At 67.0% G+C, this 26,230-nt stretch carries 24 protein-coding genes; 9 read left to right on the top strand and 15 right to left on the bottom strand.

What is annotated here, in order from left to right:
• Nucleotides 1–89: 89 nt before the first annotated feature.
• Both Rhe02_RS09130 and Rhe02_RS09135 read left to right on the top strand, forming a co-directional pair.
• Entirely contained in the window at nucleotides 90–1,592 is a 1,503-nt protein-coding gene (locus Rhe02_RS09130) for a PAS domain S-box protein (RefSeq protein WP_203907670.1), read from the top strand.
• Nucleotides 1,589–1,987: a response regulator gene (locus Rhe02_RS09135; protein ID WP_203907671.1), complete on the top strand. Its 399-nt coding sequence runs from the start codon at nucleotides 1,589–1,591 to the stop codon at nucleotides 1,985–1,987. The genes Rhe02_RS09130 and Rhe02_RS09135 overlap by 4 nt, the downstream gene beginning before the upstream one ends.
• Here the strand turns inward: Rhe02_RS09135 and Rhe02_RS09140 are convergent.
• Together Rhe02_RS09140 and Rhe02_RS09145 are read right to left on the bottom strand one after the other, a co-directional pair.
• A complete protein-coding gene (locus Rhe02_RS09140; protein WP_203907672.1) occupies nucleotides 1,984–4,755 on the bottom strand; it encodes an AfsR/SARP family transcriptional regulator in 2,772 nt (923 codons plus the stop codon). The two genes, Rhe02_RS09135 and Rhe02_RS09140, sit on opposite strands and share 4 nt — an antisense overlap.
• Before the next feature lie 115 nt (nucleotides 4,756–4,870).
• On the bottom strand, nucleotides 4,871–7,780 hold the full coding sequence (locus Rhe02_RS09145) for a TIGR03767 family metallophosphoesterase (RefSeq protein ID WP_203907673.1): 2,910 nt from the start codon (nucleotides 7,778–7,780) through the stop codon (nucleotides 4,871–4,873).
• Nucleotides 7,781–7,934: 154 nt separating this feature from the next.
• Between Rhe02_RS09145 and Rhe02_RS09150 the strand changes: the two genes are divergently transcribed.
• Together Rhe02_RS09150 and Rhe02_RS09155 are read left to right on the top strand one after the other, a co-directional pair.
• Nucleotides 7,935–8,726 (top strand): alpha/beta fold hydrolase, encoded by a 792-nt coding sequence (locus Rhe02_RS09150; protein ID WP_203907674.1) that lies wholly within the window; start codon nucleotides 7,935–7,937, stop codon nucleotides 8,724–8,726.
• A gap of 135 nt (nucleotides 8,727–8,861) precedes the next feature.
• Nucleotides 8,862–9,575 carry an endonuclease/exonuclease/phosphatase family protein gene (locus tag Rhe02_RS09155; RefSeq protein WP_203907675.1) on the top strand — a complete coding sequence of 238 codons (714 nt, stop codon included), beginning with the start codon at nucleotides 8,862–8,864 and terminating at the stop codon, nucleotides 9,573–9,575.
• 3 nt (nucleotides 9,576–9,578) lie between these two features.
• Here Rhe02_RS09155 and Rhe02_RS09160 read toward each other — a convergent pair whose 3' ends face one another.
• Nucleotides 9,579–10,511 carry a hypothetical protein gene (locus Rhe02_RS09160; protein WP_203907676.1) on the bottom strand — a complete coding sequence of 311 codons (933 nt, stop codon included), beginning with the start codon at nucleotides 10,509–10,511 and terminating at the stop codon, nucleotides 9,579–9,581.
• Nucleotides 10,512–10,669: 158 nt separating this feature from the next.
• Between Rhe02_RS09160 and Rhe02_RS09165 the strand changes: the two genes are divergently transcribed.
• Nucleotides 10,670–11,374, top strand: a complete 705-nt coding sequence (locus tag Rhe02_RS09165; protein WP_203907677.1) for a GH12 family glycosyl hydrolase domain-containing protein — start codon at nucleotides 10,670–10,672, stop codon at nucleotides 11,372–11,374.
• Nucleotides 11,375–11,383: 9 nt separating this feature from the next.
• Here Rhe02_RS09165 and Rhe02_RS09170 read toward each other — a convergent pair whose 3' ends face one another.
• From Rhe02_RS09170 to Rhe02_RS09205, 8 genes are all read right to left on the bottom strand, one after another.
• On the bottom strand, nucleotides 11,384–12,586 hold the full coding sequence (locus Rhe02_RS09170; protein WP_239123589.1) for an alpha/beta hydrolase family protein: 1,203 nt from the start codon (nucleotides 12,584–12,586) through the stop codon (nucleotides 11,384–11,386).
• A gap of 229 nt (nucleotides 12,587–12,815) precedes the next feature.
• Nucleotides 12,816–13,580 (bottom strand): hypothetical protein, encoded by a 765-nt coding sequence (locus tag Rhe02_RS09175; protein ID WP_203907678.1) that lies wholly within the window; start codon nucleotides 13,578–13,580, stop codon nucleotides 12,816–12,818.
• Between the two features lie 81 nt (nucleotides 13,581–13,661).
• Nucleotides 13,662–14,555, bottom strand: coding sequence for a serine hydrolase (locus tag Rhe02_RS09180; protein WP_203907679.1), 894 nt, complete (start codon nucleotides 14,553–14,555; stop codon nucleotides 13,662–13,664).
• On the bottom strand, nucleotides 14,552–15,889 hold the full coding sequence (locus tag Rhe02_RS09185) for a hypothetical protein (RefSeq protein WP_203907680.1): 1,338 nt from the start codon (nucleotides 15,887–15,889) through the stop codon (nucleotides 14,552–14,554). Before Rhe02_RS09185 ends, Rhe02_RS09180 begins: the two co-directional genes overlap by 4 nt.
• A gap of 79 nt (nucleotides 15,890–15,968) precedes the next feature.
• Complete coding sequence (locus Rhe02_RS09190; protein ID WP_203907681.1) at nucleotides 15,969–16,676, bottom strand: anti-sigma factor family protein; 708 nt, start codon at nucleotides 16,674–16,676, stop codon at nucleotides 15,969–15,971.
• Nucleotides 16,676–17,176 (bottom strand): sigma-70 family RNA polymerase sigma factor, encoded by a 501-nt coding sequence (locus Rhe02_RS09195; protein WP_203907775.1) that lies wholly within the window; start codon nucleotides 17,174–17,176, stop codon nucleotides 16,676–16,678. The genes Rhe02_RS09190 and Rhe02_RS09195 overlap by 1 nt, the downstream gene beginning before the upstream one ends.
• A gap of 100 nt (nucleotides 17,177–17,276) precedes the next feature.
• The gene (locus tag Rhe02_RS09200; RefSeq protein WP_203907682.1) at nucleotides 17,277–18,131 is read right to left on the bottom strand and encodes a DUF1996 domain-containing protein; all 855 of its coding nucleotides are present in this window, start codon (nucleotides 18,129–18,131) and stop codon (nucleotides 17,277–17,279) included.
• A 174-nt stretch (nucleotides 18,132–18,305) separates the two neighbouring features.
• Entirely contained in the window at nucleotides 18,306–18,632 is a 327-nt protein-coding gene (locus tag Rhe02_RS09205) for a hypothetical protein (protein WP_203907683.1), read from the bottom strand.
• Between the two features lie 181 nt (nucleotides 18,633–18,813).
• On the opposite strand from Rhe02_RS09205, the gene Rhe02_RS09210 reads away from it, so the two are divergent.
• Both Rhe02_RS09210 and Rhe02_RS09215 read left to right on the top strand, forming a co-directional pair.
• Complete coding sequence (locus Rhe02_RS09210; RefSeq protein WP_203907684.1) at nucleotides 18,814–19,149, top strand: hypothetical protein; 336 nt, start codon at nucleotides 18,814–18,816, stop codon at nucleotides 19,147–19,149.
• A 99-nt stretch (nucleotides 19,150–19,248) separates the two neighbouring features.
• Entirely contained in the window at nucleotides 19,249–20,133 is an 885-nt protein-coding gene (locus tag Rhe02_RS09215; protein WP_203907685.1) for a sulfotransferase domain-containing protein, read from the top strand.
• Between the two features lie 48 nt (nucleotides 20,134–20,181).
• Here Rhe02_RS09215 and Rhe02_RS09220 read toward each other — a convergent pair whose 3' ends face one another.
• Together Rhe02_RS09220 and Rhe02_RS09225 are read right to left on the bottom strand one after the other, a co-directional pair.
• Nucleotides 20,182–20,772 (bottom strand): hypothetical protein, encoded by a 591-nt coding sequence (locus Rhe02_RS09220; protein WP_203907686.1) that lies wholly within the window; start codon nucleotides 20,770–20,772, stop codon nucleotides 20,182–20,184.
• A gap of 113 nt (nucleotides 20,773–20,885) precedes the next feature.
• Nucleotides 20,886–23,354, bottom strand: coding sequence for an ATP-binding protein (locus tag Rhe02_RS09225; RefSeq protein WP_203907687.1), 2,469 nt, complete (start codon nucleotides 23,352–23,354; stop codon nucleotides 20,886–20,888).
• Between the two features lie 222 nt (nucleotides 23,355–23,576).
• Here Rhe02_RS09225 and Rhe02_RS09230 point away from each other — a divergent pair, with 222 nt between their 5' ends.
• Nucleotides 23,577–24,587 (top strand): terpene synthase family protein, encoded by a 1,011-nt coding sequence (locus Rhe02_RS09230; RefSeq protein ID WP_203907688.1) that lies wholly within the window; start codon nucleotides 23,577–23,579, stop codon nucleotides 24,585–24,587.
• A 112-nt stretch (nucleotides 24,588–24,699) separates the two neighbouring features.
• On the opposite strand, the gene Rhe02_RS09235 is transcribed toward Rhe02_RS09230, so the two are convergent.
• Nucleotides 24,700–25,125, bottom strand: a complete 426-nt coding sequence (locus Rhe02_RS09235; protein ID WP_203907689.1) for a hypothetical protein — start codon at nucleotides 25,123–25,125, stop codon at nucleotides 24,700–24,702.
• 106 nt (nucleotides 25,126–25,231) lie between these two features.
• Between Rhe02_RS09235 and Rhe02_RS09240 the strand changes: the two genes are divergently transcribed.
• The gene (locus Rhe02_RS09240) at nucleotides 25,232–25,495 is read left to right on the top strand and encodes a DUF6232 family protein (RefSeq protein ID WP_203907690.1); all 264 of its coding nucleotides are present in this window, start codon (nucleotides 25,232–25,234) and stop codon (nucleotides 25,493–25,495) included.
• Between the two features lie 11 nt (nucleotides 25,496–25,506).
• On the opposite strand, the gene Rhe02_RS09245 is transcribed toward Rhe02_RS09240, so the two are convergent.
• On the bottom strand, nucleotides 25,507–26,169 hold the full coding sequence (locus tag Rhe02_RS09245) for an RraA family protein (RefSeq protein ID WP_239123590.1): 663 nt from the start codon (nucleotides 26,167–26,169) through the stop codon (nucleotides 25,507–25,509).
• Nucleotides 26,170–26,230: the final 61 nt, after the last annotated feature.

The raw sequence follows: 26,230 nt of genomic DNA on the forward strand, positions 1-26,230 counted from the left end.
TTCTTGTGGGTTACACCCGGTGCCGATCACGATGAGTGAAGGCTAGGTTGATTGCCTAGATTGCTGTCCCCTGCCCGCCGGAATGAGCCATGACCCAGCCGCGAATCCCCGCACCGCCGCCGGAGCTGTCCGTCCAAAAGGTACACACGCAGCTGGCGGCGATCGTTTGCTCGTCCCACGACGCGATCATCAGCAAGACCCTCGACGGCGTCGTCACCTCCTGGAACGAGTCGGCCGAACAGCTTTACGGCTACCTCGCCGACGAGATCATCGGCTGCAAGGCCGAGGTGCTCTACCCGGAGGCGCGCCGCGAGGAGGAGACGGCGATCCTGGACCAGATCGCGCGTGGCGAGCGGCTCGACCAATACGTCACCGACCGGGTCCACCGCGACGGCAGCTTTGTCACCGTGTCGCTGAGCGCCTCCCCGATCGTCGACGCCGACGGGCAGATAGTGGGCGCCGCCACCATTTCCCGTGACGTGGGCCGGTTGCGCCGGGTGGAGGCCAAATGGCGGGCCATGCTGGAAGCCGCGCCCGATGCCATTGTCGCCGTCGATCAGGCTGGTCGGATCACGCTGGTCAATGCTCAAACCGAGCGCCTTTTCGGGTACCAGAGAGAAGAGCTTCTAGGCCAGCTGGTGGAAATGCTGGTGCCGCCGCAGGCGCGCGGAGTGCATCCCCGTCACCGAATGCGCTACCTGTCCGAGCCCAAGCCCCGCCCGATGGGCGCTGGCCTGGAGCTCAGCGCGATGCGTCGCGACGGCACCCAGTTTCCGGCCGAGATCTCGTTGTCGGCCATCGAAACCGACGAGGGTGAGCTGGTCGCCGCCGCGATCCGCGACGTCTCCGAGCGCATCCGCTTCGAGCGCCAGCTGCGTGAGAAGAACCTGGAGCTGGAGAAGGCCAACAAGGCCAAGGACGCGTTCCTGGCCAGCATGAGCCACGAGCTGCGCACCCCGCTCAACACCATCATCGGTTTCACCGGCACGCTGCTGATGGGCATGCCCGGCCCGCTCAACGAGGCGCAAACCCATCAGCTGCAACTGGTCGAGACCAGTGGCCAGCACCTGCTCTCGCTCATCAACGATCTGCTCGACCTGGCCAAAATCGAGTCGGGAAAAGTGGAAATCACCCCGGTGCGGATCGATTACCACAGCGTCATCGAGGACGTGGTGCAGTCGATGGGGCCGTTGGCCGAGGAACGCGGCCTCATGCTGACCGCGCACCTGCCCGACGAGGACTGCTACGCGATCGCCGACAAGCGAGCCCTGGGCCAGATTTTGATAAACCTGGTGCACAACGCGATCAAGTTCACCAGCGAGGGAGAGGTGCGCATCGAGCTGTCGCGGGAGCCCGATGAAGAGCAGTGGACTCTCACGGTCAGCGACACCGGCCCCGGCATCGCCGACGACGAGCAGGCACGCATCTTCGGCGCCTTCGAGCGCAGCACCTCGGCCCGCAAACACAGCGACGAGGGCACCGGTCTGGGCCTGTACATCTCCCACAAGCTGGCTGAGCTGATGGGTTTCCACATCAGCGTGCGCAGCTCTCCGGGCGTGGGCAGCACCTTCTTCGTGGTGCCGGTGAAGTGATCACGTTGGCCGCGCAGATCCTGATCGTGGAGGACAATCCGCAGAGCTTGGAGCTGATGTCCTATCTGCTGCAGGCCAGCGGTTACGTCGTGCATGGCGCCCAGAGTGGCGCTCAAGCCCTGGTGGCGGCGCGCAACGAGCCGATCGACCTGGTCCTGCTCGACCTGCAGCTGCCCGACGTCGACGGATACCACGTGCTGCGCGACCTGCGCGCAGAGGGTCGCACCGCCACCACCAAAATCATCGCCGTCACCGCGGTGGCCATGGTGGGCGACCGCGAGCGCACCCTCAACGCCGGCTTCGACCACTACGTGCCCAAGCCCATCAACCCGCGCACTTTCGTCAACGAGGTGGAGGCGTGGCTTCCGGCGAAATGCCGGTCCTCATATGGTTAACCGGCTGCGCCGGTGCTGTGGTGGTCGAGCTGATCGCGAATGGCTCGGGCTTGGTCCCAGGCGTGTTCGGCGAGGTCTGGTTTTTGGGCGTCGCGGTGGCTGTCGCCCAGACGGATGAGCGTACGGGCTTCGAGACCCCGGTCACCGATCTTCCGGGACAGCACGAGCGATGCTTCGTAGCACGAGGCGCTTTGGTCAAAGTCGCCTAGGCGGTGGTAGGCGTACCCGAGCGTGTCCCAGATGTGGGCCTCGGTGCCGATGTCGGGGCGCACCCCCAGCGCTCGCCGGCAATGGGCGACCGCCTGCTGGAAGTCGCCGCTCTCGACGTGCCCCCAGCCCATGGTGTTGAGGGCATTGGCTTGCCCCACGTGATGTCCGACCACCTCATACAGTTCCAGTGCCCGGCGTGCCGACCGGAGCCCACTGTCGATCTGGCCGCGTTCGATCTGCAGGTTGGCTGTTCCCTGAAGGACATGGCCTTGCCTGACAAGGTCGTTCAGTTCCTCGAACAGCGGAAGTGCTTGCTGGTACTGGGCATGGGCGTCGTCGAGCCGGCCCAGGTGGGCGTAGGTGGCCGCCAGGCGTATCAGGGCGAAACCCTCGGGGGCGGGTTGGCGAAGGCTGCGCGCGGCTTGGACGGCCAGCTGCTGAACGGTGATCTGAGCCTGCCACATGGCGTGCCGGTGCAGGTACCACCGCCAGGCGCGGGCAAGCTGCCACACATGCTGATCGAATCCGGCGGCCGCGGCCCGCTCGATCGCGGCGAGCGCCACCTGACATTCGGCGTCGCACCAACGGGCCGCTTCCTCGCCGCGGCCGAAATGTTCCAAGGTCACGCCCGGCTGGATCTCGGCGAGGTCGAGGACGTCGTGCAGGCCGAGGATCTCGCTGGCCGCATAGGCGCAATGCAGGTAATAGTCGAGCAGGCGGTGAGTCGCGGCGCGGCGCTGCTGCTCGCTGTCGTCGGCTTGCGCCAGCTCGCCGGCGAAGGCACGCAACAGGTCGTGCAGGCCGAAGCGGCCGGGGACGTGCTGGGTGATCAGATGCGCGTCGGCCAGCTCGGCCAGCAGATCACGGGCCCGGTCCATGGGCTGGGCGGCGAGGCTTGCCGCCGCTGTGGTGCTGATGTCCCAGCCAGGATGAAGGCCCAACTGCCGAAACAGCTGGGCGGCCTGCGGGCTGAGGGCGTTGTAGGACCAGGAGAATACCGTCCGCAGATCGGTGTCGTGGTCGCCGCCGTGGAAGCGGCCCAGGCCCGCGCCGGTGTCACGCAACTGCGTGGCCAGCGCGCTCAGCGAGAAGTGGGGATGGATGCTGGCGCGGGCCGCGGTGATGGCAAGCGCCAGGGGCAGACCGGCGCAGGGCGAAACCAGCGCCTGGATGGCTTCTGGCTCGGCCGCGACCCGATCGGCGCCCACCCGCTGAGCGATCAGATCGCCGGCCTCGGCATTGGACAGTGGGTTCAGCTGCAGCAGATGAGCGCCACTGGTGATGGCCAGTGACGCGAGCTGGTTGCGGCTGGTGACGATGACGAGGCATCCTCCTGAACCGGGCAGCAGCGGCCGGATCTGCTCGGCATCGCGGGCGTTGTCGAGCACGAGGAGGATTTTGCGGCCGGAAACCAGGCTGCGGTACAGCCCTATCTGGGCTTCCTGCTGGGTGGGGATCTGGTCCGCGGGAAAGGCCAATGAGGTCAGCAGATGGCGGACCGCGTCGATGGGTGCCATGGGCGAGCCGCTGACATGGAAACCGCGCAGATCCAGATACAGCTGCCCGTCAGGAAAAGCGGGTGCCGCACGCTGCGCCCAATGCACGGCCAGCGTGGTCTTGCCGACGCCGGCCAAGCCGGACAGGGCAACGACCACCGGGCCGGAGTACATCGGCGCCACCGCGAGAAGATCGTCCAGCACGGCAAGCTCGGAATGACGGCCGGTGAAGGTGGTGATCGCCAGCGGCAGCTGCGCCGGAACGACCCGTTGCGCCGCGCTGGCCACCGTGGCCAGGCTCGGGCTTTGGCGCAGGATGGCAATTTCGAGTTCCTGCAACGGTTTACTCGGCACCACGCCGAGCTCGTCGTCGAGGGCGTGGCGAACCCGCTGGTAGGTCGCAAGCGCGTCGGCTTGCCGTCCTGAGCGATACAGCGCCAGCATCAGCTGACCATGCAGGTGTTCGTCCAGCGGGTGCGGTAAGGCAAGTGCCTCAAGCTCGGGCAGGAGCTGCCGATGCTCCCCAAGATCTAGACGGGTGTCGATGAGCAGTTGCCGGGCATGCTGGAGCAGCTGGTCAAGCCGCCTCGCCTGGCCGTCGAACCAGGCCAGCTCGGCCAGGCCCTCGAGCGCGGGCCCCCGCCACAGCGCGATGGCGGACTGCAGCAATTCCTTGCGCTCGTAGAGGTCTGAGCACCGATCGACGTGTTTGATCGACCACTCGGCGACCTCGACGTCGGTGCTGCCGGCGCCCAGATCCAGAAGGTAGCCCGCCGATCGCGAAACCACATCGCCTTGCCCGTCCAGGATTCGCCGAAGATACGAGACGTGGTTACGAAGCGTGTCGCTCGCGGTCCTCGGTGCCGCGTCCCCCCAGACGATCTCGACGAGGCGATCGACGGTGACCACCTCGCCCGGGTGCAATGCCAGTGCCGCGAGCACCGCATTGCGGCGAAGGCCATGGATGGGACGCGGGACGCCGTCTGCGAGCACCGTTACCGGGCCGAGCAGCCTCATCCGCACCTCGCTTGTGGATAGTTCCACGCCCCAGTCACCCACCATCCGCGCGCCTTGCCGATTCCAGCTACAGCAAGGACGCTTGGCGGGGCCTCGATGGTTCACTCAGCAATGGCGAAGCCGCCGCGGTCGGTCTGACCACGGCGGCGATCACGCCGCACTAGTGATGGGATCCGTCCCACAGGCCGATGCCCAGGTGCACCGTGGTGGTGCCAGGCCGGTTCTTGGTACCCGGGTAGGGACTCTGCGACCGGACCGTGCCGGCGTCGGCGAATTCGTGGACCGGCACCGTAAACGTGTCGGAGGGGTATCCGCCGAACTCCAGTGTCCATCGTGCGGCGGCCGGGGCTGCGCCTCGTACATCCGGCACGATGTTGATACCGACATCACCCAACAGAGCCCAGGTCGTGCTGCCCTGCGCTCGCCGGAAGAGCCGTCCTGACCCGCCCAGGGCAAACAGCTCGACATGTCCCGACCCGTTGCGTTCCGCGGCCAGTTCGACAAAGTTCTCCGGCGCTGCGCCGGAGTCGGTCCAGCCCGACCAGGAACCACCGGCGACGGTCTGAGCGCACATGACAACCGCACCCTGGCGCAGACCGTAAAGCTGAAGACGGTTGTCCTGATGGCGCACCGCTGTCACGGCGTAGATGCGGTCACCACCCAACGAACCCCACTGCGACCAGTTGCCTCCCGGGGTGATCTGGCTGCGATGCACGACCGTGCCCGCAGTGGTGACGCCGAAGACTTCGAGCCGGCCATCGGCGTTGGCTTCGGCCGCAATCATGCTCAATGGACTGCCCACCGGCACTTCGTCGAGTGGATACCACGGCGACCAGCCGCCACCGTTTGGCCAGTCCGGGTACCACTTCTGGCGCAGGAACACCTTGCCCACCCGGTCGACGGCGTAAAGGTCGAGCCGCCCGTCGAGGTTGCACGCGGAAGCGATGGATACCAAGCCACCCGCGGGTGGAGTCCAGCCTTCCACCGTGTACATGTCGAACACGTTCCACAAGGACCAGGTCCCGTTGGGCGTGTTCTGCCACGAGCGCCACACCTGCCCATCGGTGCCGAGGCCGAACAATTCGACTCGCCCGTCCCTGTTCGGCTCCGCGGTGAGATCCCTCAGCGGCGCCAGGTTGGGAAGGTTGCTCCACCCGGACCACGTCTGCCCCTCGGTATCCCATTCATACCGGTAGTAGCCTCCCACGCTGTCGGCGGAGTAGACGAGCAGCCGGCCGTCCTGATTGCGTGCGGTGGCCACCGATGGCAAGGCGAACGGGGTGGGCACCATCAGCTGGGTGTTGCGGTCCGTGTCGGCGCCGGGCCGGCGTCCCACGCCGTCCTTGCGCTGCTGCAGGTCGTTGGCCGCCAGCTCCCGCGACAGCGAGGCCAGCGTTTCCGGAGCGTAGATGTCCCCGTTCCGCCAATCCAAAGGCGCGTCGATATCGACCATCGTAGTGAAGATCGAGACCGTGCCGGATCCCTCGCCAATTTCGAATATCCTGCTCTGGTACGGCCAGTCGATGTGGGACGCGGTCGTCACCTCCCAGAACCCGCCGGTTCTGAGGTATCGCCTGGCGTGTGGCGCGATTTCGTTCCGGTGGTTGTGGCCGGTGACCCAGAGGATCACGTTCGGATACCGCAGCAGCAGCGTCACCAGGTCGCTGCCGCTGTGCGCGTTGGACTCGCGCAGGCGCGCGAGCCTGTTGCCCATCGACTTCGACGTGTGATGCGAATGAATCACGATCAGCTTGTCTACCGCCCCCGGATTGGAGACCAGCCGGCAGTCCACCGTATTCGGGTCGCCGTCGATGTATTGCGAGCTGTTGGCCCGCAGCACCCCTTCCAGCCACTGGAACTGGGTGTCGTCGAGCCATCCGTCCGGCCCGCCGACGGGGTAGGTGGTGTCCAGCACGACATGGCAGACCAGATCCGTTGGCCCGCCTGGGATCACGTAGTACGCCCGATCCGAACCGGCGGTGAAACCGTGCCCAGCAGGCGATCCCGTCGTCGTGAAATGCTCCTGCACGAATTCCCGCCGGCTGAGCAGCCTTCGCTGCTGGTCCGCGGTCACATCGCGACCCGATGGCGGGAACGGGAACAGCCCCTCCTCGATGGCGCCCAAGATGTCGCCGACGTCTTCGAACCGGTCCGGAAGACCGGGGAAGGCGCTGATCTTGAATCCGCCGATGGCGGTGTTCCTCGCGTTGAACAGATGGTCCCAGTCGATCGGCAGGTTCCCCTGCACCAACGCGTCGTGGTTGCCGTAGGCCGTGTACCACGGCATCCGCAGACCGTGCGCGGTGAACCGCCGCCGCGCCGCATAGGGCAGGGCGAGCACCTCCGGGAACCCGGCGCGGAAGTTCTCGTCCAGGCCCAGGCCGTCATGCAGCTCGTTGAATTTCATGGACGGAAGCCAGTAGTGGGGGTCCAGTCCCAGGACGCCACCGGTCGCGCTTTCGTCGCCCACGCCCCCCGAGTTCGGGGTGATGGGCTGGCCATCCAGCAGGTCGATGAACCAGCGGGTCTCGTTGTACTGGCAGTTGTCCACCGCGTCCCCGGTCACGATCGTGAACTCCAAGGGCAGACCGGTCTTCGGCCCGCGGCCCACTTTCTGGATCGCCCGGCACATCGCGTCCACGACTTGCGTCGACATGCTCTCGTGCGGCCGGTACGCCGCCCCCGTCGGCAGCGCTTTGTAATGCGGCGGACCGTCATCGGCCCATTGGTTCAGGCACTCGAACCGCATCGGTGACTGATCATCGACGATATGCAGATCGGTCATCTGCACGAACGCCGTCAACGGCCGCAACGCCACCGTCGAGCAATTGACATCGATCAACTCCGTGCGCGGCAGATGCAGCTCGGCCGGACCGTATTGCGCTTGCAGCTTCTTGTACCCGCCCGGACCGGCTTGCTCGTCGGGAACAAGCTTCACCGTCCCGTCCAATGTCGTCAGCGGCTGTGGAAGGTCAACGGCACCGGCCTCATCCACCTCGGTGAGATCGACCGCTGCCAACGCCACACCCGCTGCGGCGATCTTCAACAGACTACGCCGAGAAATGCTCACTGCTACCCCTTCACTTGCGTTCTTCGGCTCCACTCGCTTTCGAGCATCGACCTCAGATGTGGTACCGGTGTGGAACGCCTGTGGAATGACGAGGTCCGCTTGCCGAAGTAGGCTGCCGGCAGACCTTGCGCCGCATGCCGTTGAGGGAGTTCGCATGGCTGGCAACACGCTGCACGTGACGGTTCGCGGTGCCGGGCAGACAGTGGTCCTGCTGCACGGGCTGATGGCCAGCGGGGACATGTTCCGGTGGCTGGCCGAGTCGCTGGAGGAAGACTTCCGGCTGATCGTGCCGGACCTGCCCGGCCACGGCCGCAGCGGCGCTGTCGCGGGCCCGTACGCGGTGGAGCCGATGGCGCAACAGGTGGCGCGGGCCATGGAAGGCCTCGGGGTCACTGACGCCCAGGTGATGGGCTACTCGCATGGCGGGGCCGTCGCGCAGCAGCTGGCCCTGGACTTCCCGCAGCTGGTCCGATCGCTCGCGCTGGTGGCCACCTACGCCCACAACACGGCCACCGGTCGCGAGCGTCTCGAGGGCTGGCTCGCGCCGCGCCTGATCCGGCTGCTGGGCACGCACCGCTTCGCCAAGCTGATGGCCCGGCCCGGCACGGGTGGCGGTCCCCCACTGGATCCGGAGAGGGTCAGTTGGCTGCGCGACATGCTCGCCGGCAACGACACCGCGGCGATGGCCCAGGCCGCGCAACAGTTGTCCCGCTTCGACAGCCGGCCGTGGCTGGGCCGGCTGAAGGTGCCCACTCTTGTCGTGTCCGGCGGGCGGGACACCGCGGTGCCGGCCCACCACGCCCGCATGCTGGCCGGCGGAATCAGCGGCGCGCTCACCGAAGTCATCGCCGAAGCGGGACACACCATGGTCTGGACCCACCCCGACCAGCTGGCCAAGCTGCTGGCCACCTGGTGGCACCGAGTCGATCGCGAAAGCTCCACATAGGACATTGCCGAGACTGGGCCACGCGGGCCGCCCGGCCCAGGCTCGAGGCGCTGGCCGCCGACGTGACCGGCCGCTGCTGCAGGCAGCCGCGTGATCGACATTGACAATGACCTCTACGGTGCCGATGCTTGATCCATGGCCCAGACCGCCATGGATTTCGCCGAGGTCGACACCCTCCTCGCCACGCTAAGGCAGGCAACGACCACCCTGGAGGGCGGGGCGCAGACGTTTCGCGCCAACACGAGCACCGGCGGGCTGTTCGACATTCTCGAGTCGCTGATTGAAGCCCCGATGTTCGGCAACACGGCAGGCGGCCGAAGCCTCGGCCTGGCCTACTCCAGCTGCCAGCCGGTGATGGCCGCCTTGCTGGAGGCCTTCACCGCGACCTCTGACGCCGACGGCGAGCGCCTGGAGTTCGCGATCAGGCTGTTCCAGACCGAGGACGCCGACGCCGCCGACCGCATGCTGCGGGCCGGGCGAGATCGCCTGGACGTGTTCAGCACACACGTCGACAAGGGCGACGATGACGCGCGGCAGGCAGAGGAGATAAACACCATCGGCGAGCTGGCCGATGACCCGCGCTCCAACACGATCGTGTCCGGCGACTTCAATACCGAGCACTCCGGCGACGATCTGGCCGACGACGCGATCAACAGTCTGGGCGAGGACCGTGGTTTCGACGTGGACGCGGGCCGCATCGACGACGGCCACGACGGCACGTCGTCGGGCGGCAAATTCATCGACTATACGATGACCCGGGGCGTCGGCTCGACCGAGGCCACCCGCTGGGACCACGAAAGATCAGACCACGACGGGATCAGAACCGACGTGACCGTCACCGACTGGTAAGAGCTAGCCAAGCTCCATGTTGACCTCGATGGCGGCACGCCCGCCGTCCCCGTCGCCGATGACGGTGTTCTGCTCGCCCGTGGTCTGCAGGCCGTCGTGGGTGCGCACGACCACCACGTTGCCGAAGTCTTCCTTGCCCGGGATGTAGCCGCTGCCGCGCCACTTTTCGGAGGCCTGGCCGAAGTGGACCTCCCACCTTTCGCCGTCGCCGGCCAGCGCGTTGAGCTCCTCTTCGAGCTGCTCGGCGTCGACTCGAAAGATCTCCTGCAAGGTGGCGACGTCCACGTCGCCGTCGACGATCCGCTGCGCCAGCTCGTCCATGCGGCCCTGGTAGCCGTGGTCACCCCTGTCCCATGGCGCGGCTTTGTTGCCTTCGCCGCCCTCTTGGATGTTGAAGTTCAGCATGCGCAGCGTGCGGGCGGTCCATCTGTCGCGCTGGTCCTGCAGCGTCGGCAGCGCATCGGCCAGCACCGTCTTCGGCGGTGTCAGCTGCTCGTCCACCCGCCTCCGGATCTCGTTGGCCGCCGTAATCACGTTGTGCACCAAGGTTTCCTGTGCCTCGTCGGCGGGATGAAAGGTCCACTGCCCGCCGGATCGGGTCACCGCGATGCCTTCTAGCCGACAGCGTTCCTGGGTCAGCAGACCTTGGTTGTAGCGCAGCACATCGGCGCAGGTGTTCAAGGCGGTCACCACCTCACCCGCCAGGGCGGCAGCTGCTCCCAGATCAGCAGTCAGCTTTTCCCTGTGTACGGTGAACGCGTCGGCGGTCGACCCGGTCCAGTACTCGCCGTCGACCACGCGATCGGCGGCAGCGTCTATCAGATCCTGCGCCGTCTGCAGGTCGGTCACGCGTCCTTGCCACGTGATCGCGTCGGCTTCCAACTGGCCCGGATCGGCCTGCAGGTCCCACAGGTTCGACACCGTGATGTCTGCCATGAAGGGCAGCGTAGTCCCGCCCATCGACAGCGGCAAACCTGTTTGACCTCGGCCGTTCCGGGCATCCCAGCTTGCTTTAGTTTGGATGCACAACTAACATATTCATCAATCGATCACCACTGATATCGACGTCGTCCCCGGCGGATCTGGAGTTGGTCATGAACAGAACCTTCCGTTGGCGCCTGGCCGCACTCGCGTCGGCGCTCGCCCTTGTCATCTCCGGCTTCGCCGCCGCGCCCGCGCAGGCCGCCATCTGGTCCACATGCGACCAGTGGGGCAACTGGACCAGCGGCGGATACACGCTGTACAACAACATCTGGGGTTCGGGCAGAGGCCCGCAGTGCACCTGGGCCAACTCGCCCACCAACTGGGGGGTGTGGGCCAACCACCCCAACACCGGCGGAGTGAAGTCCTACCCCAACTCCACCAAGTGGTCCGGCAAACGGGTCAGCGCGCTGGGCACGCTCAGCAGCAGCTTCAACGTGAGCGTGCCCACCAGTGGAGTCGCGTTCACCAGCACCTACGATGTCTGGTCCAGCGACAACAGGTACGAAATAATGTTGTGGGTAAACAAGTATGGCGCGGTCGGGCCGATCGGCAGCTTCCAGACCACCGCGACCGTGGGCGGCCACAGCTGGAACGTCTACCGCGGCACCAACGGTTCCATCAACGTGTTCTCCTTCCTGCGCACCAGCAACACCTCCGCCGGCACGGTGGACATCAAGGCCATCTGCAACTGGATCCGCGGCCGCGGCTGGTTCGGTGACGTGACCATGGGCAACGTGCAGTTCGGCTACGAAATCACGTCGTCCAACGGCGGCAAGGACTTCGTCACCAACAACCTCACCATCACCGCGACCTGACCCGGATTGCTACACGAACACCATCTCGGGAAAGCGCGGCGACGGCTGATCCAGCAGGGTTTGCTCGGCCCCGCGTAGGTGTTGGTCCAGGAACGCAGTCACGTAAGCCCGGATCACCGCGACACTGCGGGCCGGGTCGATGGTGCCCAGCGCATATTGGACCTCCTGCGCGGACAGGCCGAAGACCTTGGCCAGAAACGGGATGGTGACCGCGAGGTCGTTCAGGCCCAGATGGGTGGAGCCCTGCAGGCACAGCTCGCGGTGCCAGCCCCGGGCGTTGGCCCGCATCGCCGTCCAGGAAGGGTCGGTGGTGCTGTCGTGGCCCGGGGTGCCGATCTGCAGGAACGGCCGATCCAGTCCGTGAAGTGCTGCCCTGCCAAGGATTATCGGGTCGTCGTCGGCGAGCAGTTTGCCGTCAAGGTTGCACCCGGCCCGCACCCGGGGGTCGACGAGCATGGTTTCTGCGGCGGCGTACCCGCCTGCGGAGTAACCGACCATCGCGACGCGCTCGAGGTCGAAGGCCCCGCGCAGCCCGGCGCCACGGGTGCCGCGATCGATCAGCGCCAGCGCGTCCAGCACGAACCTGGTGTCCGCCACCCGCACCAGGGCGCTCGCCTCACGGGTGCTGTCGGCCGGCCGCCGGTCCACCGCCAGCCGGCCGCCGGGAAACTCCACCTCCGCCGACTCGTAGGTGTGATCGATGGTGACCACCAGGTACCCGTGACTGGCCAGCTGTTCGGCCAGGACGGTGCCGGTGGTGCGGGCGTTGCCACCGCCGGGACTGTAGAGCACCACGGGATGCCCGCCCCGGCGCTTGAGCATCGGGGCTCTCAGACGGGCGTGGGTCGGCGTTGCGGCGTAGTCGACGACCCCGGCCGCATACCGCGGCAGCTGCTGGGCCAGCCCTTGGTCGTAGTGGGCGGCCGCGGCCGGTTGCATATACGGCGCCAGTTCTCCGTGACGTGACATGGCCGGGTACCAGATGCTGACCATGAGTTCGCGGAACGGGATCGACTCCACCCAGGGATCCCGGCGCGACGCGTCAACAAGGCGCAGCGCGACGGCGCCGATGCGGTGCGGGCCGGTCGGCACCGGAAGCGGCACATGCAGGCTCTGGCCGGACGGCTCGGCCGACGCGGACACCGCAGGAAGGACTGTGCCGACAGTGCCGGCAGCGGCGCCGATCAGGGCGCGGCGGCTCAAGGAAATCATGGCCACAGCCAAACATCCGCTTGATGCCCGCCACCATCCCGCAGACACGAACATCGATGGTAGGGCTACCCCCCGCCTCAGCCCACCGCCTCAGCCCACCGCCTCAGCCCACCGGCTCAGCCCACCGGCTTTGGCAAACGGCTTAGACAAACGGCTTTGGTAAACGGCTTTGGTAACGGCTCAGGCCGGCGGCTCAGGCGGCGGCTGAGCAGACGGCTCGGGCGGCCGCTCAGCGGATGGTGAAGGGCGGCAACAGGCCGCGGCTGACCAGAACCCGGTTGGCGTGGTCGAGAACCTCCATGGCATCGACGGCCAGATTGCGCAACGCCCCGCAGACCGAGTCCTCCGGGACGAACAGCCCTCGCAAAGCGGCCAGCACCAAGCGATAGCCGCGGTCGCTGACCTCCAGGAGACGCAGCTCAAACCTGTCCGCCGCTTCACGTCTGGTGGCGCGCAGGAACTCGGCCGGGGTCAGCGCGCCCAGCGCATCGCGCAGCTGCGCAAAGCTCGCGGCGTGGGTCGGGCCGTCGTCGACGATGAGGGTGTGCGCGTTGAAGAGGAGGTCGCCGTCGAACACCGGGTCGGTCGTGACCGCTGGGCGCAGCCGCTCGTAACGCCGGTCGACGGCGGTAGCGATGTGGTGTCCACGGGTGAGCAGTTGTTGCAGTTGCGCCAGATCGGGCGGGCCGAGCGCGATAGCGCCCGCCGTCTGGCTGGTGATGCTGGTGGCCCGCTCCAATGTCGCGTCTTCATTGGCTTTGATCAGTAGGCGGTTGATGTCCTTGAGCCGAAACATCGCGCTCAGCGCGAGATTGGAGGCGGCGCTTGCCGCGTCGCGGGCGGCGTCGCTGGTCGCCCCGCCCTCCTCGGCGTCCAGATCGTGGCCGAGCGAACAGCGCACCGACAGGGCCTCGACCACGAGCGCGTGCTCCACGGTGGCCAGGAACTTCAGCTCATCGAGGACCATTTCGCGACTCAGTGATTCGGTAGCCATAGTCCAACCATGCCACGGGTGGGCCTGCCGTCCACCGTCATGACATCGCATACGAAAGCGTGTCGCTCGTCGAGGGTGTCGTTATTGGAGCTCGTCCACCAATGCTCGCGCGATGGTGCCGATGCCAGCGTCGATGCGTGCCGGGTCGATCGTCGCGGCCGGCTCGCAGCGGGTGAACACCGCGACCGCATAGCGCTGCCCGGTTGGCAGGGTGACCACCCCGGCCTCATTTCTCACCAGGCCCATCAGCCCGCCGGTCTTGGCGGCCACCGCCACCTGCGGGCCGAAGCCGGAAGCGATGCGGTGCCGGGTCAGCTGCGACTCCATCGCCTGGCGAACGCCCTGCGCCGCCGCTTCGGACACGCCCTCGCCGGTCCAGATGGCCTGCAGCAGCCGCACGGTCTCCGCGGCCGTGGTACGCGAACCACGAGCCGGGTCGAGGGCGGCGCTGCCGTGCAGGCGCAGGCGAAGCTCGGCTAGCGACGGCGGGCCGGCCGCCGAGTCGTGATCGGCGAAGGCTGGATAGTCGGCGAAGCCCACCTCCTTGGCCATGGTGTCGAGCGTCGAACGCAGATCCTCGGTGATCTGGGTGCGGGTCAGGCCGAGCGCGCCGGTCAGTTCGTTGATCCTCTCCAGACCCACCAGCGCGATCAATTCGTCGGTGGCCACGTTGTCGCTGATCGTCAGCATCTGCGGGATCAGATCGCGCACCGACATGCTTACGTCGTCGCGCAGCAACGAAATTCCCACCTGCCCAGGAGTGCGCAGCCCGGCAGCGAGCACCCGCTGCTGGGTGCCGTCGAGAACTCCGGCGGCGATGGCCTCACCGGCCGCCAGCGCCACCTGAATTTTCATCACCGAAGCCGGTGTCACCAAATCGTTCTCGCGCACCCCCACCCCGCTGCCGCCGCCAATCGGTGCCGCGTAGGCGGCGCCACCCACGCCGAGCGCGTCGAACAGGTCAGACACCGTCATCTCACCAGTGTCCTCACGCGGATGGCGTGGGCGTCGGCCCGCTCCACGCCGGTGGCGTCCGGGTTGGTGATCGGCACCAGGCCGCGTACCTGACCGCCCAATCCCTGGTTCGTCAGCTGCACCACCAGCATGCCCGGGTTGTGGCCGTGCGAGGAGTGCGGGTCTCCCGACAGCGGGTTGGGGCCGCGGGTGGACATGAAGAACCAGCCACGGTCGGGCGAAACGGCGAACAGATCCGGTGTCGGGTCGGTGCTGAAAGAGGAGGTCAGGTCGACCGTGGCCAGGTGCGCGCCGCTGACGCCGTCGAAGACCTCCGCGACGTTGGCGTCGCGATCGCCCACCCAGACGTAACGCTGCCTGCTGGTCGCCTCGCTGCCGTGGGCGTCTCGTTCCGCGGAGTCGTCATCGAAGAGCCGCTCGACCGGCGGCATGTTCGGCGGGTTGGCCGGCGCATAGCCCGCCATCGGCAGGCGTAACACGCTGAACTGGTCGAGGTTGGCCGCGGTGCCGCCACCTCCGTCGGCGAAGATCTTGCCACGCGCCTCGGTGAAGCCGCAGCCGTTGGCCGGAACGTTGGCCAGGTCGTACTCCGCGACGATCGACATGGGAGTGGTGCGCCAGTCCACCACGAGCATGCCGCCGCCACGCAGGCTCACGAACAGCGGCCCGTTGTCGGAGGCGATGAACGGGCAGATCGGCGCATTGTCCGGCCGCACGCCGACGGCCTGGCAGGGCGCGCCGCTGGGGGTGGTGCAGCCGGCCAGGTCGAGAGTGGCGGCCGGCTCCTGGACGAACGAGGCGTTGCGGTAGTCGGTGCGGATGCGCTCCAGCTTCTTGCCATTCTGATTGGCCACCATCAGGTACCGGTCGTCCCGGCTCGGCCAGATCGCGTGCGCCTGCCGCGCGCCACCGGCGCCGGTCTCGGCGCGCACACAGGCCAGCGGGCGGCGCGTGCGGGCGTCCAGGAAGACCACGTGACCACTGGCCACAAAGGAAAGCGCGGCATGGGTTTGCGCCCCGTTGAAGGTGAGCATGTGTGGGCGCACCGGATCGGCGCCCGTGCTCGCCCGGCACAACTCGGCGGTCTGCGCCCCCAAATCGATGACGCTGGTGGGAATCGCGTGCGATGGGTCCGCTCCGGTGAGGTCGCGGCCGTCGTAGACCCGCAACGTCCCGCCGTAGCCGAGCCCGGTGGTGTCGGACTGATCGACCAGCCACACCTCGAACGGTGTCGCGGCCGCGCTGCTCGCGTCACCGGCGCCGCTTCCTCCGACCGCCAGCAAAGCGGCCGCCAGCACCACTATCGGCGCATAGATGGACCTTGTCCCAGCCATAGCGGTCAGTGTATTGGCGCACCACCGCAACCGCTGTCCCGCACCTTGGCCAGGCCCGGGAACACGGCGAGCGGATGGCTCAGATCCTCAAGGACACCAACGTCTTTCCAACGGCGTTGTGCACTTCGACAGCAGTTACCTCGTCGAGTGGTACCGCCGCGGCTCCGTCCACGTTGGTGCCTTCAGCCTCCCCCTTCTCCGAAACCATCCAGCTCGCCGCGATCTCCTTGCCGCCGTCGCGGTTCACCACCACGATGCGGCATTTCTCCCCCCGGGCCACCCCCGATACGGCGACGTTGAGCCTCACCCAACCCTGGGCTGGCACCATGGTCACCACAATTCTCGTCTTGCTCTGCGCGTCCACGGTGGACGCCACCTTTGTCCCGGGGACCACCAACGGCTGCGCCGTGGGAGACGTCGCTGTCGGTGTCGTGTGTGGTGTGGGCGACCGGCCCAGCATCACGCCGAGCGCGATGCAGGCCGCCATCGCCGCCGCCACCGCGATGCCCTGGCGCAGGTGCTGCCTGCGCCAGAGGACAGCGGCCTCGGCCCGGATCTGGCGCAGTGTGCGCTGCAGCACCAGGTCGCCGCCGTCGGGCGGACCGGTCAGCACCGCCTCCGGCGGAAGCTCGCCCAGCATCCGGGTCACCTCTCGCAGCTCGGCAAGCTCGGTGCTGCACCGCTGGCACAGCTGCACATGCTGCGCGATCCTTTCTCGCTCCCCCATGTCCAGGGCACCGAACGCATATGCGCCGAGGGCATCGCGGTCACAGCTGGTCGTCGCCATCACGCGAGCCCTTCCACGCAGGGCGGCGGGCCGCCGATCAGATCCCGCAGCGATCGCAACGCCCGGTGCGAACGTGACTTCACCGTCCCGGCCGGTATGCCAAGCACTTCCGCCGCTTCGGCCACCGAGCGGCCGTGGAAGTAGAGCTCCACCACGACGCTGCGGTACTCCTCGGTGAGCTGCTCGAGTGCCTCGATGGTCACCATCGAGTCGACGACACGCTGCGCGTGATCGCCCACCGCCGGGATCGCCTCGGCCGCACCGGCATCGGCGCTGATCTCGGCCGGGCGGGCGGCGCGGCTGCGGGCGCGGTCAGTGATGATGTTGCGTGCGACGGTGAACAGCCATCCCCGGATGGAACCGGCCTGTTCGTCCAGGATGTCGCGGTGCCGCCAGGCACGCAGCAGCGTCTCCTGCAGCACCTCCTCGGCTGCCCAGCGGTCACCGGTCAGCCGTGTCGCATACGTCAGCAGCGCGTTGCCGTGCTCGCTGTAGAGCATGCGCACGAGCGTCTCGCCGCCGGCAAGGCGCCGGGGCGGTGACCAGACCGGCACCGGGCAACCGTCCTTCCTTCACTCCCCCTCCGCTATCACTACGTGGCTAGGCCGCCTTGGTTCCCAGTGCGCGCAATATTTCTCGCATCAACGGCTCGGGAATGATCGCGACGAAGTCGCTGTGATCGGTGGCTGGGCTGCCGCCCTGTTCCGGAAAGCCGTCGATGCGGTAGCGCGCTCGGTGTGGTACCTGGTAGCTCACCGTGATCTCCAGCCTCGGGATAGGGAAGGTCTTCGGCGGGCAGGCGCCCGAGGCGGCCGGGAACACCACGTGGTCGCGATGGTTGGGGCTGTCCTTGCGCAGACCGTCCCAGCAGCTGGGGAACGTGAACGTGCGGGTCACCAGCTGGCCTTCCGGGCACAGTGGATATCGCGGGCTCACCCGGTTTGGCGCGCCCGAGCAGGACCACTGCGCATGGGCATACCTCCCGCCGCTCGTCACCGCCCGGGCGTCGCCGGTGGAGATCCGCAGGAACTGCGGCATCGCCACCACATCGGTCAACCCGTTGCTGTAGAACGCTATGCGCACCTGTTGCGGTGCCACGATGCGGTGCGAGATGCGCAGCACCGGCCAGTAGTAGGCCGACAGATCGCCGCTGCCGCACGTCGTCCCCCCGGCCAGCAGAGATTCGTCTGTGGAGTAGGCGTGTGTGGTGAGGTTACCGACATATTCGTGGACGTGGTGCGCGGCGCCGCTCATGCCGGGCGAGGTGATGATGTTGTCGCTGTTACGGTGACCGTTTTCGTTGCGCCCGCAGTCCTGGCCGAACGATGCCGTGGCGGGGCGCACCTGCGTCGCCGGGATGCGGTCCAGGTCGACATAGAACCCGGTGGCCTGCGGCTCACCGGCAAGACAGAAGACCAGGGCGCAGACGATCAGCGCCGCAAGTCGAAGCGGCATTTTCCGACTATATCCGGCACTGTCTATGCGGCAGACATTGGCTTCAATATCAGGTGAGACCGAGCACCTCGGCGGCGACCGACAGCTCGGTTCCGCCGCGCCTCACGGAGCGACGCCGCGCCATGCCGAACAGGGCCGCAATGAAGACTGTCCCCGCATGTTCGCGGACCTTTATCAGCAGGTCACGCCAGTGGTAGGACCAGCGGGCCGGGCGCGCCTGACCATGGCGCGCAGATTCGGCCACGCCGACGGCCGGACCGGGATCCCTTGGTGCATCAGCACCATCTGCTGGGAGCCTTGGGACAAGGGCAGATAGACCACGCTGCGTGGGCTGACCGCGGCCAGGCGGAACAGCGCGCCGAGCCGGAACAGGTCACCGGGGTTGCCCGCCACCAAGGCTCCGCCGTGGTGCCAGAGCACGTTGTCCATCTTGGTCCGCGGCAGCGGATCGTGCGGAACGATGATGCGGCACAACGGAGTGCGGTGCACCCGCACCCGCACCCGTAGCTGAGTTCGCCCCGCACCGTCATTGGCACACTATGGCACGTCAGCACCTCACCGATCCGCTCAGTTTCGCGGGGGCGTATTGCCTTGGAAGCTGACCGTTCAGCTGATCTTCAGAATGTGACACCTGCCTAGAGTCTCCACCTGTTTGATCAACCAACGGGGAAGGACATCATTGATGGACACCGATAGCACCACAAGCTTTGCCATTTATGTCGCCGCGCTTGGCCTCAGCGGCCTGCTGTTCATCGTCCTGGCGATCCTGGGCCTGGGCAACCGGATCGCCAACGGCCTGCTCGGCCTGGTCGCGGGCGGTTACGCCGGCTACCTGATGTACGAGTTCCTGACGATGGAGTTCTTCACCTACCGGCGCTTCATCTACGCCTACATCTTCCCGTTCTTCGCGGTTTACCAGCTCTACAAGGGCCTCAAGGACCGCAAGAACGAGCGGGCGGCGGTCGCGGCCCAGGCCGCCCAGCCCGCAATGGCGCCTCAGCCGGCCCAGGAAGCCTGAGCCGGCAGGCGCCCGCCCCGCCGCGGAAGCTGTCTTTGCGCGGCGGGGCCACCCGCATATCGGTGGCGGGGGCACGAGCCGATCCCTATGCTCTGACGGATGTCCAGCTTGATCCGGTATAGCTCTGACGACGAGGACAGCGGCAGGTGGCTCGGCTTCCAGTTCCGGCCCGGTGACATTGTCATCAGCACCCGGTCCAAAAGCGGGACGACGTGGATGCAAATGGTCTGCGCGCTGCTTGTCTTCCAGAGTCCCGCGCTTCCCGCGCCGCTGGCCCACCTGTCGCCGTGGCTGGATTGGCTGACGATCCCGCATGACGAGCTGCGTGCCTTGCTGACCGCGCAGACGCACCGGCGTTTCATCAAGACCCATACCCCGCTTGATGGGGTACCCATCGAGGCCGAAGCGTCGTACATCGTCGTGGCCCGGCATCCATTGGACATGGCGGTGTCGCTCTACCACCAGGGCGACAACATCAACCGGGAGAGGCTGCGGCAGCTGACCGGATCGCCGCCGCCGCAAAAGCCTGCGCCCGAAAGGCTGCCGCTGGCGACATGGCTGACGCGCTGGATCGAACCGGACAGCGATCCTCGCCAGCGGATGGATTCTCTGCCCGGGGTGATGTGGCATCTGCGGGACGCGTGGCAACGCCGCGGGGAACCCAACATCCTGCTGGTGCACTACGACGACCTGCTGGCCGACCTGCCAGCCGAGATGCGGCGCATCGCCGCCTGGCTCGGGATAACGGTGCCGGCCGAGCGCTGGCCGGAACTGGTGCAGGCGGCCACCTTCGCCAGCATGCGGCAGCGGGCCGACATTCTGGTGCCCGACACCAGCGGTGTGCTGAAGGACAGCCGGGCGTTCTTTCGCCAGGGGCGGTCCGGATCCGGGCGCGACCTGCTCAGCGCGGCGCAGCTGGATCGCTATCACGAGGTGACCAGCCGGCTGGCGCCGGCCGATCTGCTTGCATGGCTGCACCGGTAGTCTCCCCGCGCGGCCGGCGCGCGAGGCACGCCGGCCGCGAGCTAGGGGTTACGGCCGATTCTTGTTCTTGATGACCACCGGACCATCAGGTGGCGTGAACTCAATCGTGACCACCTTTTTGAGGGTGATGACGAAGTCGCCGACCGTACACTTGAAATCATATTCGATCTTGATTGTGATCTTTTCTTTCTTGTCCTTGTCGTAGGGAACCTCGACCGAGCCGTCGTCTTTGACTCTGGCGTTGTTGGGCTGAACCGCTTTGACGCTTGCCTTGACCAACTCGCACTTGCCCTCGGCGAAGTCGGCGACCGGCTTGATAACAATCTTGATGTTGGTACCGTCCCACGACACCGTGATGACACTGTGAATGTCCTCGCATGTCACCGGCCCGGCCATCACCTTGTTGCGCAACGCGACGTTGGTGGCCAGGAACGGTTCGATCGGGCACTGCTCGTCTGACGGCGTGGGCGTAGGCAGCGGCGGGAGGGTGGGTGCGCTCGTCGGCGGCAGCGTGGGCGGGGCGGTCGGCGGCTGGCTGGGCATTTCGCTGGATATCACGTCGCTCGCTCTGGCGCTGTCAGCGGCCGACAGTGCACTGGCGCCGGTGGAGATGAAGGCCACCGCGGCGGCGGCGGCCACCGCGGCCGTGAAGACCTTCGTCCTGATAGGACTGCTCATCGAGATCCTTTCGGAAAGGGAGGTGAACCACATGCCGTTAAGAAATCGATGAAGCGACGCATATGGATTTCATTTCAGCGGTGATTTTCTACTGGGGCGTAACTGCCGGTCGACACGATCGGAGCCGTGGTTGCCGCAGCGGCGGCCTGTGCCGCGCGGGCGTTGGCGATGCCCTGGTGGGCCCGCGCCAGCTCGACCGTGTCGCCGATCTGAGCGGCCAGCTCCAGCGCCTCCTCGTGCCGGGTCAGCGCCAGGTCGGCGTCCGCCATCACGCACAGGGTCTCGCCTGCGCTGTTGAGGTTCCTCGTGGTCAGCCAGACATCGTCGATCTCGCGGGCGATGGCCAATGCCCGGTCGAGATGGTCGAGCGCCTCGGCGAAGTGCCGCTGCTCCCGGTACACGACGCCGAGGCTGACCAGTGTCTCGCCTTCGAAGGAGCGGTTGTGGTTCTCCCGGTGGATGGTCAGGGCCCGTTCCAGCTCCTGCAGCGCCTCGTCGTGACGCCCGAGGCAGCAGTAGACGTCGCCGAGGTTGGTCAGGGCGGTGCCCTCCAGGTTCCGGCTGCCGATCTCGCGGCCGATGGCCACGGCCCGCTCCAGGTGCCGCGCCGCCTCCTCGTGCTCGCCGTGCCTGGTGTGTGACACGGCGATGTTGACCAGCTGACCGGCCTCACCGCCGCGTACCCCCAATTCCTTATATACGGCAAGGGATTGCCGCAGATGCTCCAGCGCCTCGCGGTGCCGGCCCAGGATGTCGTGCACGATGCCGAGCAGGCTGAGCGTGTATCCCTCGCTGGACCGGTCGCCCGTCTGCCGATGGCCCGTCAGCGCGCGGGAAAGCAGGTCGAATGCCTCGCCGGGCTGCCCGAGTCGCCAGTGCGCCATGCCGAGGTTGGTCAGCATGCTGGCCCGGTCGGCGTGCTGCTCGCCCGCGGCGTGCAACGCCTTGCTGTGCAAGGCGATCGCCAGCCCGAAGTGCCGGCGCGTCTGCAGGTAGTTCGCCACGGTCACCGACAGGTCCACCACCTCGTCGATCCATCCGTGCTCGACTGCCTGCCCGCACACGGCCACCACGTTGGACATCTCGGCGGCCAGCCAGTCGGTGGCCAGCTCCTCGGTGTCGACCGGCGCCACGGCCACCGACGGCGGGCCGAGCAGGCGGCGGGCCTGCTGGTCTGCGCGAAACAGCGTCTGCATGGCGGCCGCGGCGGTGTACCGGTAGTGCTCCAGCAGCCGCCGGGTCGCCGCTTTGCGGCTGGCCTCGCTGTCGGTGGCCTGGCACATTTCGGCGGCGTGGACCCGAAGCAGGTCGTGCAGGGTATAGCGGCCGGGTGCCAGATCGATGAGCAGGTTCGCGTGGACCAGCTCGGTGAGCCGGGCACGTGCCTGCGCCGGCCCGACCGCGCCCAGCGCGGCGGCCGCCTCAAGGGTGATCTCCGGCCCCGGGTGCAGCCCGAGAAGCCTGTACCCGGTGGCGGCCGCCGGATCCAGCGTGCGGTAGGACCACGAAAAAACTGCCCGCACACCGTCGGAAACGTTGAGCTCGTCGACGACCGAGGCGAGCGACAGCTGCGGCCTGGTGGCGGCGCCCGCGGCCACCAGGCACAACGCCAGCGGCAGGCCCGCGCACCCGGCGACGATCCTTTCCACCGCGCCCGGTTCGGACCCCAGCCGCTGCCCGCCGAGGCGATGCGCCAGCAGCTCGCGCGCCTCGCCCTCGGACAGCAGTCCCAGCGTCCACGGCCGGGCGTCCTGTGCCGCGACGAGATCGGTCAGGCGGTTGCGGCTGGTGACGATGACCACGGCGCTGGGCGAGCCGGGCAGCAGCGGGCGCACCTGCTCGGCGTCGCGGGCGTTGTCCAGCACCACCAGGACACGCCGGTCGGCGAGCAAGGTGCGGTACAGGCTGACCTGAGCGTCGGGGTCGGGCGGCAGGCGGCGGGCCGGGACGCCAAGCGCGTCAAGGAATCCGCGGACCGCGTCTTCGGCCGGAAGTGGGCCGCCCGCATCGAAGCCGCGCAGGTTCACATAGAGCTGGCCGTCGGGGAAGCGGTCGACGGACTGGTGTGCCCAGTGCACCACTAGTGCGGTCTTGCCGATGCCGGCCATGCCGTCGATAGTCAGGACGCCGTGGGTGGCCGCGTCGTCGAGCTCTTTGAGGTCGCCCGCGCGGCCCGCGAAGTGCCGCAGGGCCGCGGGCAGCTGGCGGGGTATCGGGTGTGGCGCACGCCCAGGCGAGGCGGGCACGCGACGCCACTCCTCCACCCTGTCTCGCGCTGTGGCCAGCGCGCCCTGCTCGGACGGCCCGGCGCCCAGCAGCCGGATCAGCGCGTCGAACCGGTCTGTCGGCGGAAGCACTTTGCCGGTCAGGTATTGGCCGATGATGCCGTGCGACCAGCCGGTCTGCTCGGCCAGCTCGCGATAGGTCAGCTCCGGGGTACCCCGGTGGCGTGCCTCCCGGCGGCGCAGCTGGCGCAGCAGCGCAGCCAGCTCTTCCAGCGAGGACACACCGTGTGGATCGATCTCCCCAGTCTGCGCGGCCACGCTCTCCTCCAACGTGTTCGCCGGCCCCAACCCTATCGAGGATGCCAGGCGGCCGCTATTCAATTCATCGATCTGTCACTATTTCGCCTCACCGGCGACGACGCATTGTCCAATTTAGACAGCCAATTTTACTGGCCAGTTCGTTCTCACAGCAGGACAATGGATATAGTCATATTCTAATAAGTGTAGCCACGAAGGCGACGTCACTCTCGGAGTTCGCTGATGAATCCCGCGACAATTCCCACCTTCTCCGCCCCAAACCCGATAGCCGTCAATCCATACCTCAACGACATCGAAGAGTATGTGCGTTCGTTTGCCACCAGCATCGGCGTCACCGGGACAGACGAGGGCAGGCGGCGGCTGAGCGCAGGCTACGGCCGCCTGGTCGCACTGACCTACCCGGAGGCCGACTTCGGCGATCTCACGCTTTGCGCCAAGTGGCTGTTCCTCACCTTTCTTCTCGACGACCTTCACACCAACGCCAAATACGACTCGCCGCAACAATGGGAGCCGCTGCGCTCGCGGCTTCAGCTCATCATCGACAGCGGCGGCACGGAGGGCGAAAGCCCGCAGGTCATCATGCAGGCGTTGGCAGATCTATGCCGGCGCACCCGGGCGCGCACCTCACCCGGCTTCTACCGTAGATTCGCCCTGCACCTGGAAATGCTCCTACGCGGATTCCTTGAGGAGTCCAAGAACCGCGCCGCCGGGCTCTACCCGAGCATCGACAGTTTCGTACACGCACGCCGCCTTTCGGTTGGCATGTGGTTTGGTTTCGACCTCATCGAGCTGAGCCAGAAGTTCGAGATACCCGATCGAGTCTTCGCCACCGCGCAGTGGCAGCAACTCGTTCACTGCGCAGTGGACATAGTGGCCTGGCAGAACGACATGTGGTCGCTTCGCATAGACAAGGAACGCGGCGACATCCACAACTTCCTGCTGGCGCTGACCCACACCCGCGGGCTCACCGACGAGCAGGCCCTGGCCGAGGTCACCGCAGAGATCAACAATCGTATCGATGAATTCGAAACAACCGAATCCCAGTTGCCCGATCTGCTGCGCCGGCTCGACCTGGACACAGCCACCCAACTGGGAACCCGGCGCGCCGCCGCCGGCATCAGGCAATGGACCAATGCCTGTCTTGTCTGGTACGGCCAGACCACCCGCTACGACTCGCCGGGCGCGGTCGAACCCAAGCAGCAACACTCCTACATCGAGGAGCTGTTCACCTGAAACCAGCTAGACAAGCCACTGGCCGGTAGACACGCTGACCGCGCGAACGATCAAATCGATCGTCGCCGAGATCATCGTTCCCGCCGGCCGGTAACTACGAAGCTTGACTGCCCTAACGCTCGCGGCCTATCTGGTATCCCTGGCCACGCAGCCTCCGCGCCCAGCTGTGCACGGTGTAGACCGGAACATCAAAATGCTCAGCCAGCGCCGAGACCGTCCCGGCTTTCTGGTAGGCCTTGAGAACTTCTTCGGGCTCGGGCATGCGCCGGTAGGCCCGGCCCTCCGGCTCGACGGCGACCTTGCCGCGCCCGGCCCGCGCCTTGGTCTTGGGCTTGCTCGCCCGGCGGCCACGTGCCGGCTTGCTCACCGCCTCGGCAGGCTCCGGCGACACGCTGGCGCCATTGCCCGCGCTGTCCAGGGTTTGATTGTCGGCAAGCGCATCGGTCAGCCAGTGCAGTGCGCGCCGCCGGGCGGACCCGTCGAGTTTGCTAAGCACCGCATAGGCCGATTCAAAAGCGGCTAGTTCATTTATTGTCATCATCCACCTCGCGAAGTCGATTCGGATTTCGTGCATCCTAGCGTTAGGTGATCACCTGCGGTCAACGGTGCGGACGGTCGTTGACAAGGGCGTCTACGTTGAAGCGGTGTTCACCTATTACAGCGATCGGACGGTGAAGGTGACTTCGCAGTCGCTCAAGATTGACGGTCAAATCTTCCTCTTGAGTGATCTGGGAGATGTCTGGCACAGCGAGTCCGAACCAGAATCATCCGGATCGCGCCGGAAAGGCCGTGAAATCTGGGCGATCTGGCGCGGCGAGGAGCGGATGCTGCTACGGGTCACGGACAAGACCCGGTTCGGCCAGATCTACCGGGCGATCCAGCGAACACTCGAACAGCACCCCAGATAGGCCGCCAGGGGTCACACGATGACGCGCAGCGTGGAGGCCTGCCCCGAGGCCAGCGCCGCGGCGTGCTCATCGACATTGAGGCATGCCCGCAGCCCCGCGCCCGTGGCGAGCACCTCGATGATGCGGGCCTCGGCGTGTTTGACTTGCGCCGCCGCGGCCAGCGTTGCCGGTGCGGTGGCGGGGTCGAGCACCACGATGCCGTCGTGGTCGGCGATGACCAGATCGCCCGGGCACACCGTCACACCGCCGCAGGTGACCGGTTCGTTGATGACACCGAGGCGCTGGGTGGCGCCGGCCATGGGGCTGGTGTGGCGGCTGTAGATGGGCAGCTCGCAGGTGGCGACGTAGGCCAGGTCGCGGTAGGCCGCGTCGACGATGATGCCGGCGACGCCACGGGCCAGCGCCGCGCGGGCGAACAGCTCACCGGCCAACGCCGTTTGGCTGCCGCCGCCGTCGACGACGATCACGTCGCCGGCTTTGGCTTGCTCGATGGCCAGGATGAGACCGAAGAAGTCGTCGCGGCAGCGCACGGTCAACGCCGGGCCCCGCAGGTTCGGGTTGGCCGAGCGGCAGCGCAGGGCGTCCGACATCACCCGGGTGTGCTTGGCTACGTCGCAGATCGCGCAGGTGTCGACTGGCCCGGCCGACGCGGGGGTCTGGACTTGATCGTTCACCACGACACCGTAACCGCTTCGTGCCAAAATCACGGCATCCATCTATGGCCATTAATCGCTC

The organism is Rhizocola hellebori (genome assembly GCF_016862955.1).
GTDB classification, from domain to species: domain Bacteria; phylum Actinomycetota; class Actinomycetes; order Mycobacteriales; family Micromonosporaceae; genus Rhizocola; species Rhizocola hellebori.

Coding starts and splice junctions, on each gene's coding strand:
- Rhe02_RS09210 (WP_203907684.1), top strand. CDS start 18,814: ATGGACACCGATAGCACCACAAGCTTTGCCATTTATGTCGCCGCGCTT.
- Rhe02_RS09130 (WP_203907670.1), top strand. CDS start 90: ATGACCCAGCCGCGAATCCCCGCACCGCCGCCGGAGCTGTCCGTCCAA.
- Rhe02_RS09200 (WP_203907682.1), bottom strand. CDS start 18,131: ATGCCGCTTCGACTTGCGGCGCTGATCGTCTGCGCCCTGGTCTTCTGT.
- Rhe02_RS09190 (WP_203907681.1), bottom strand. CDS start 16,676: ATGGCGACGACCAGCTGTGACCGCGATGCCCTCGGCGCATATGCGTTC.
- Rhe02_RS09150 (WP_203907674.1), top strand. CDS start 7,935: ATGGCTGGCAACACGCTGCACGTGACGGTTCGCGGTGCCGGGCAGACA.
- Rhe02_RS09155 (WP_203907675.1), top strand. CDS start 8,862: ATGGCCCAGACCGCCATGGATTTCGCCGAGGTCGACACCCTCCTCGCC.
- Rhe02_RS09160 (WP_203907676.1), bottom strand. CDS start 10,511: ATGGCAGACATCACGGTGTCGAACCTGTGGGACCTGCAGGCCGATCCG.
- Rhe02_RS09215 (WP_203907685.1), top strand. CDS start 19,249: ATGTCCAGCTTGATCCGGTATAGCTCTGACGACGAGGACAGCGGCAGG.
- Rhe02_RS09170 (WP_239123589.1), bottom strand. CDS start 12,586: ATGATTTCCTTGAGCCGCCGCGCCCTGATCGGCGCCGCTGCCGGCACT.
- Rhe02_RS09140 (WP_203907672.1), bottom strand. CDS start 4,755: ATGGTGGGTGACTGGGGCGTGGAACTATCCACAAGCGAGGTGCGGATG.
- Rhe02_RS09185 (WP_203907680.1), bottom strand. CDS start 15,889: ATGGCTGGGACAAGGTCCATCTATGCGCCGATAGTGGTGCTGGCGGCC.
- Rhe02_RS09230 (WP_203907688.1), top strand. CDS start 23,577: ATGAATCCCGCGACAATTCCCACCTTCTCCGCCCCAAACCCGATAGCC.
- Rhe02_RS09195 (WP_203907775.1), bottom strand. CDS start 17,176: ATGCTCTACAGCGAGCACGGCAACGCGCTGCTGACGTATGCGACACGG.
- Rhe02_RS09235 (WP_203907689.1), bottom strand. CDS start 25,125: ATGACAATAAATGAACTAGCCGCTTTTGAATCGGCCTATGCGGTGCTT.
- Rhe02_RS09175 (WP_203907678.1), bottom strand. CDS start 13,580: ATGGCTACCGAATCACTGAGTCGCGAAATGGTCCTCGATGAGCTGAAG.
- Rhe02_RS09180 (WP_203907679.1), bottom strand. CDS start 14,555: ATGACGGTGTCTGACCTGTTCGACGCGCTCGGCGTGGGTGGCGCCGCC.
- Rhe02_RS09165 (WP_203907677.1), top strand. CDS start 10,670: ATGAACAGAACCTTCCGTTGGCGCCTGGCCGCACTCGCGTCGGCGCTC.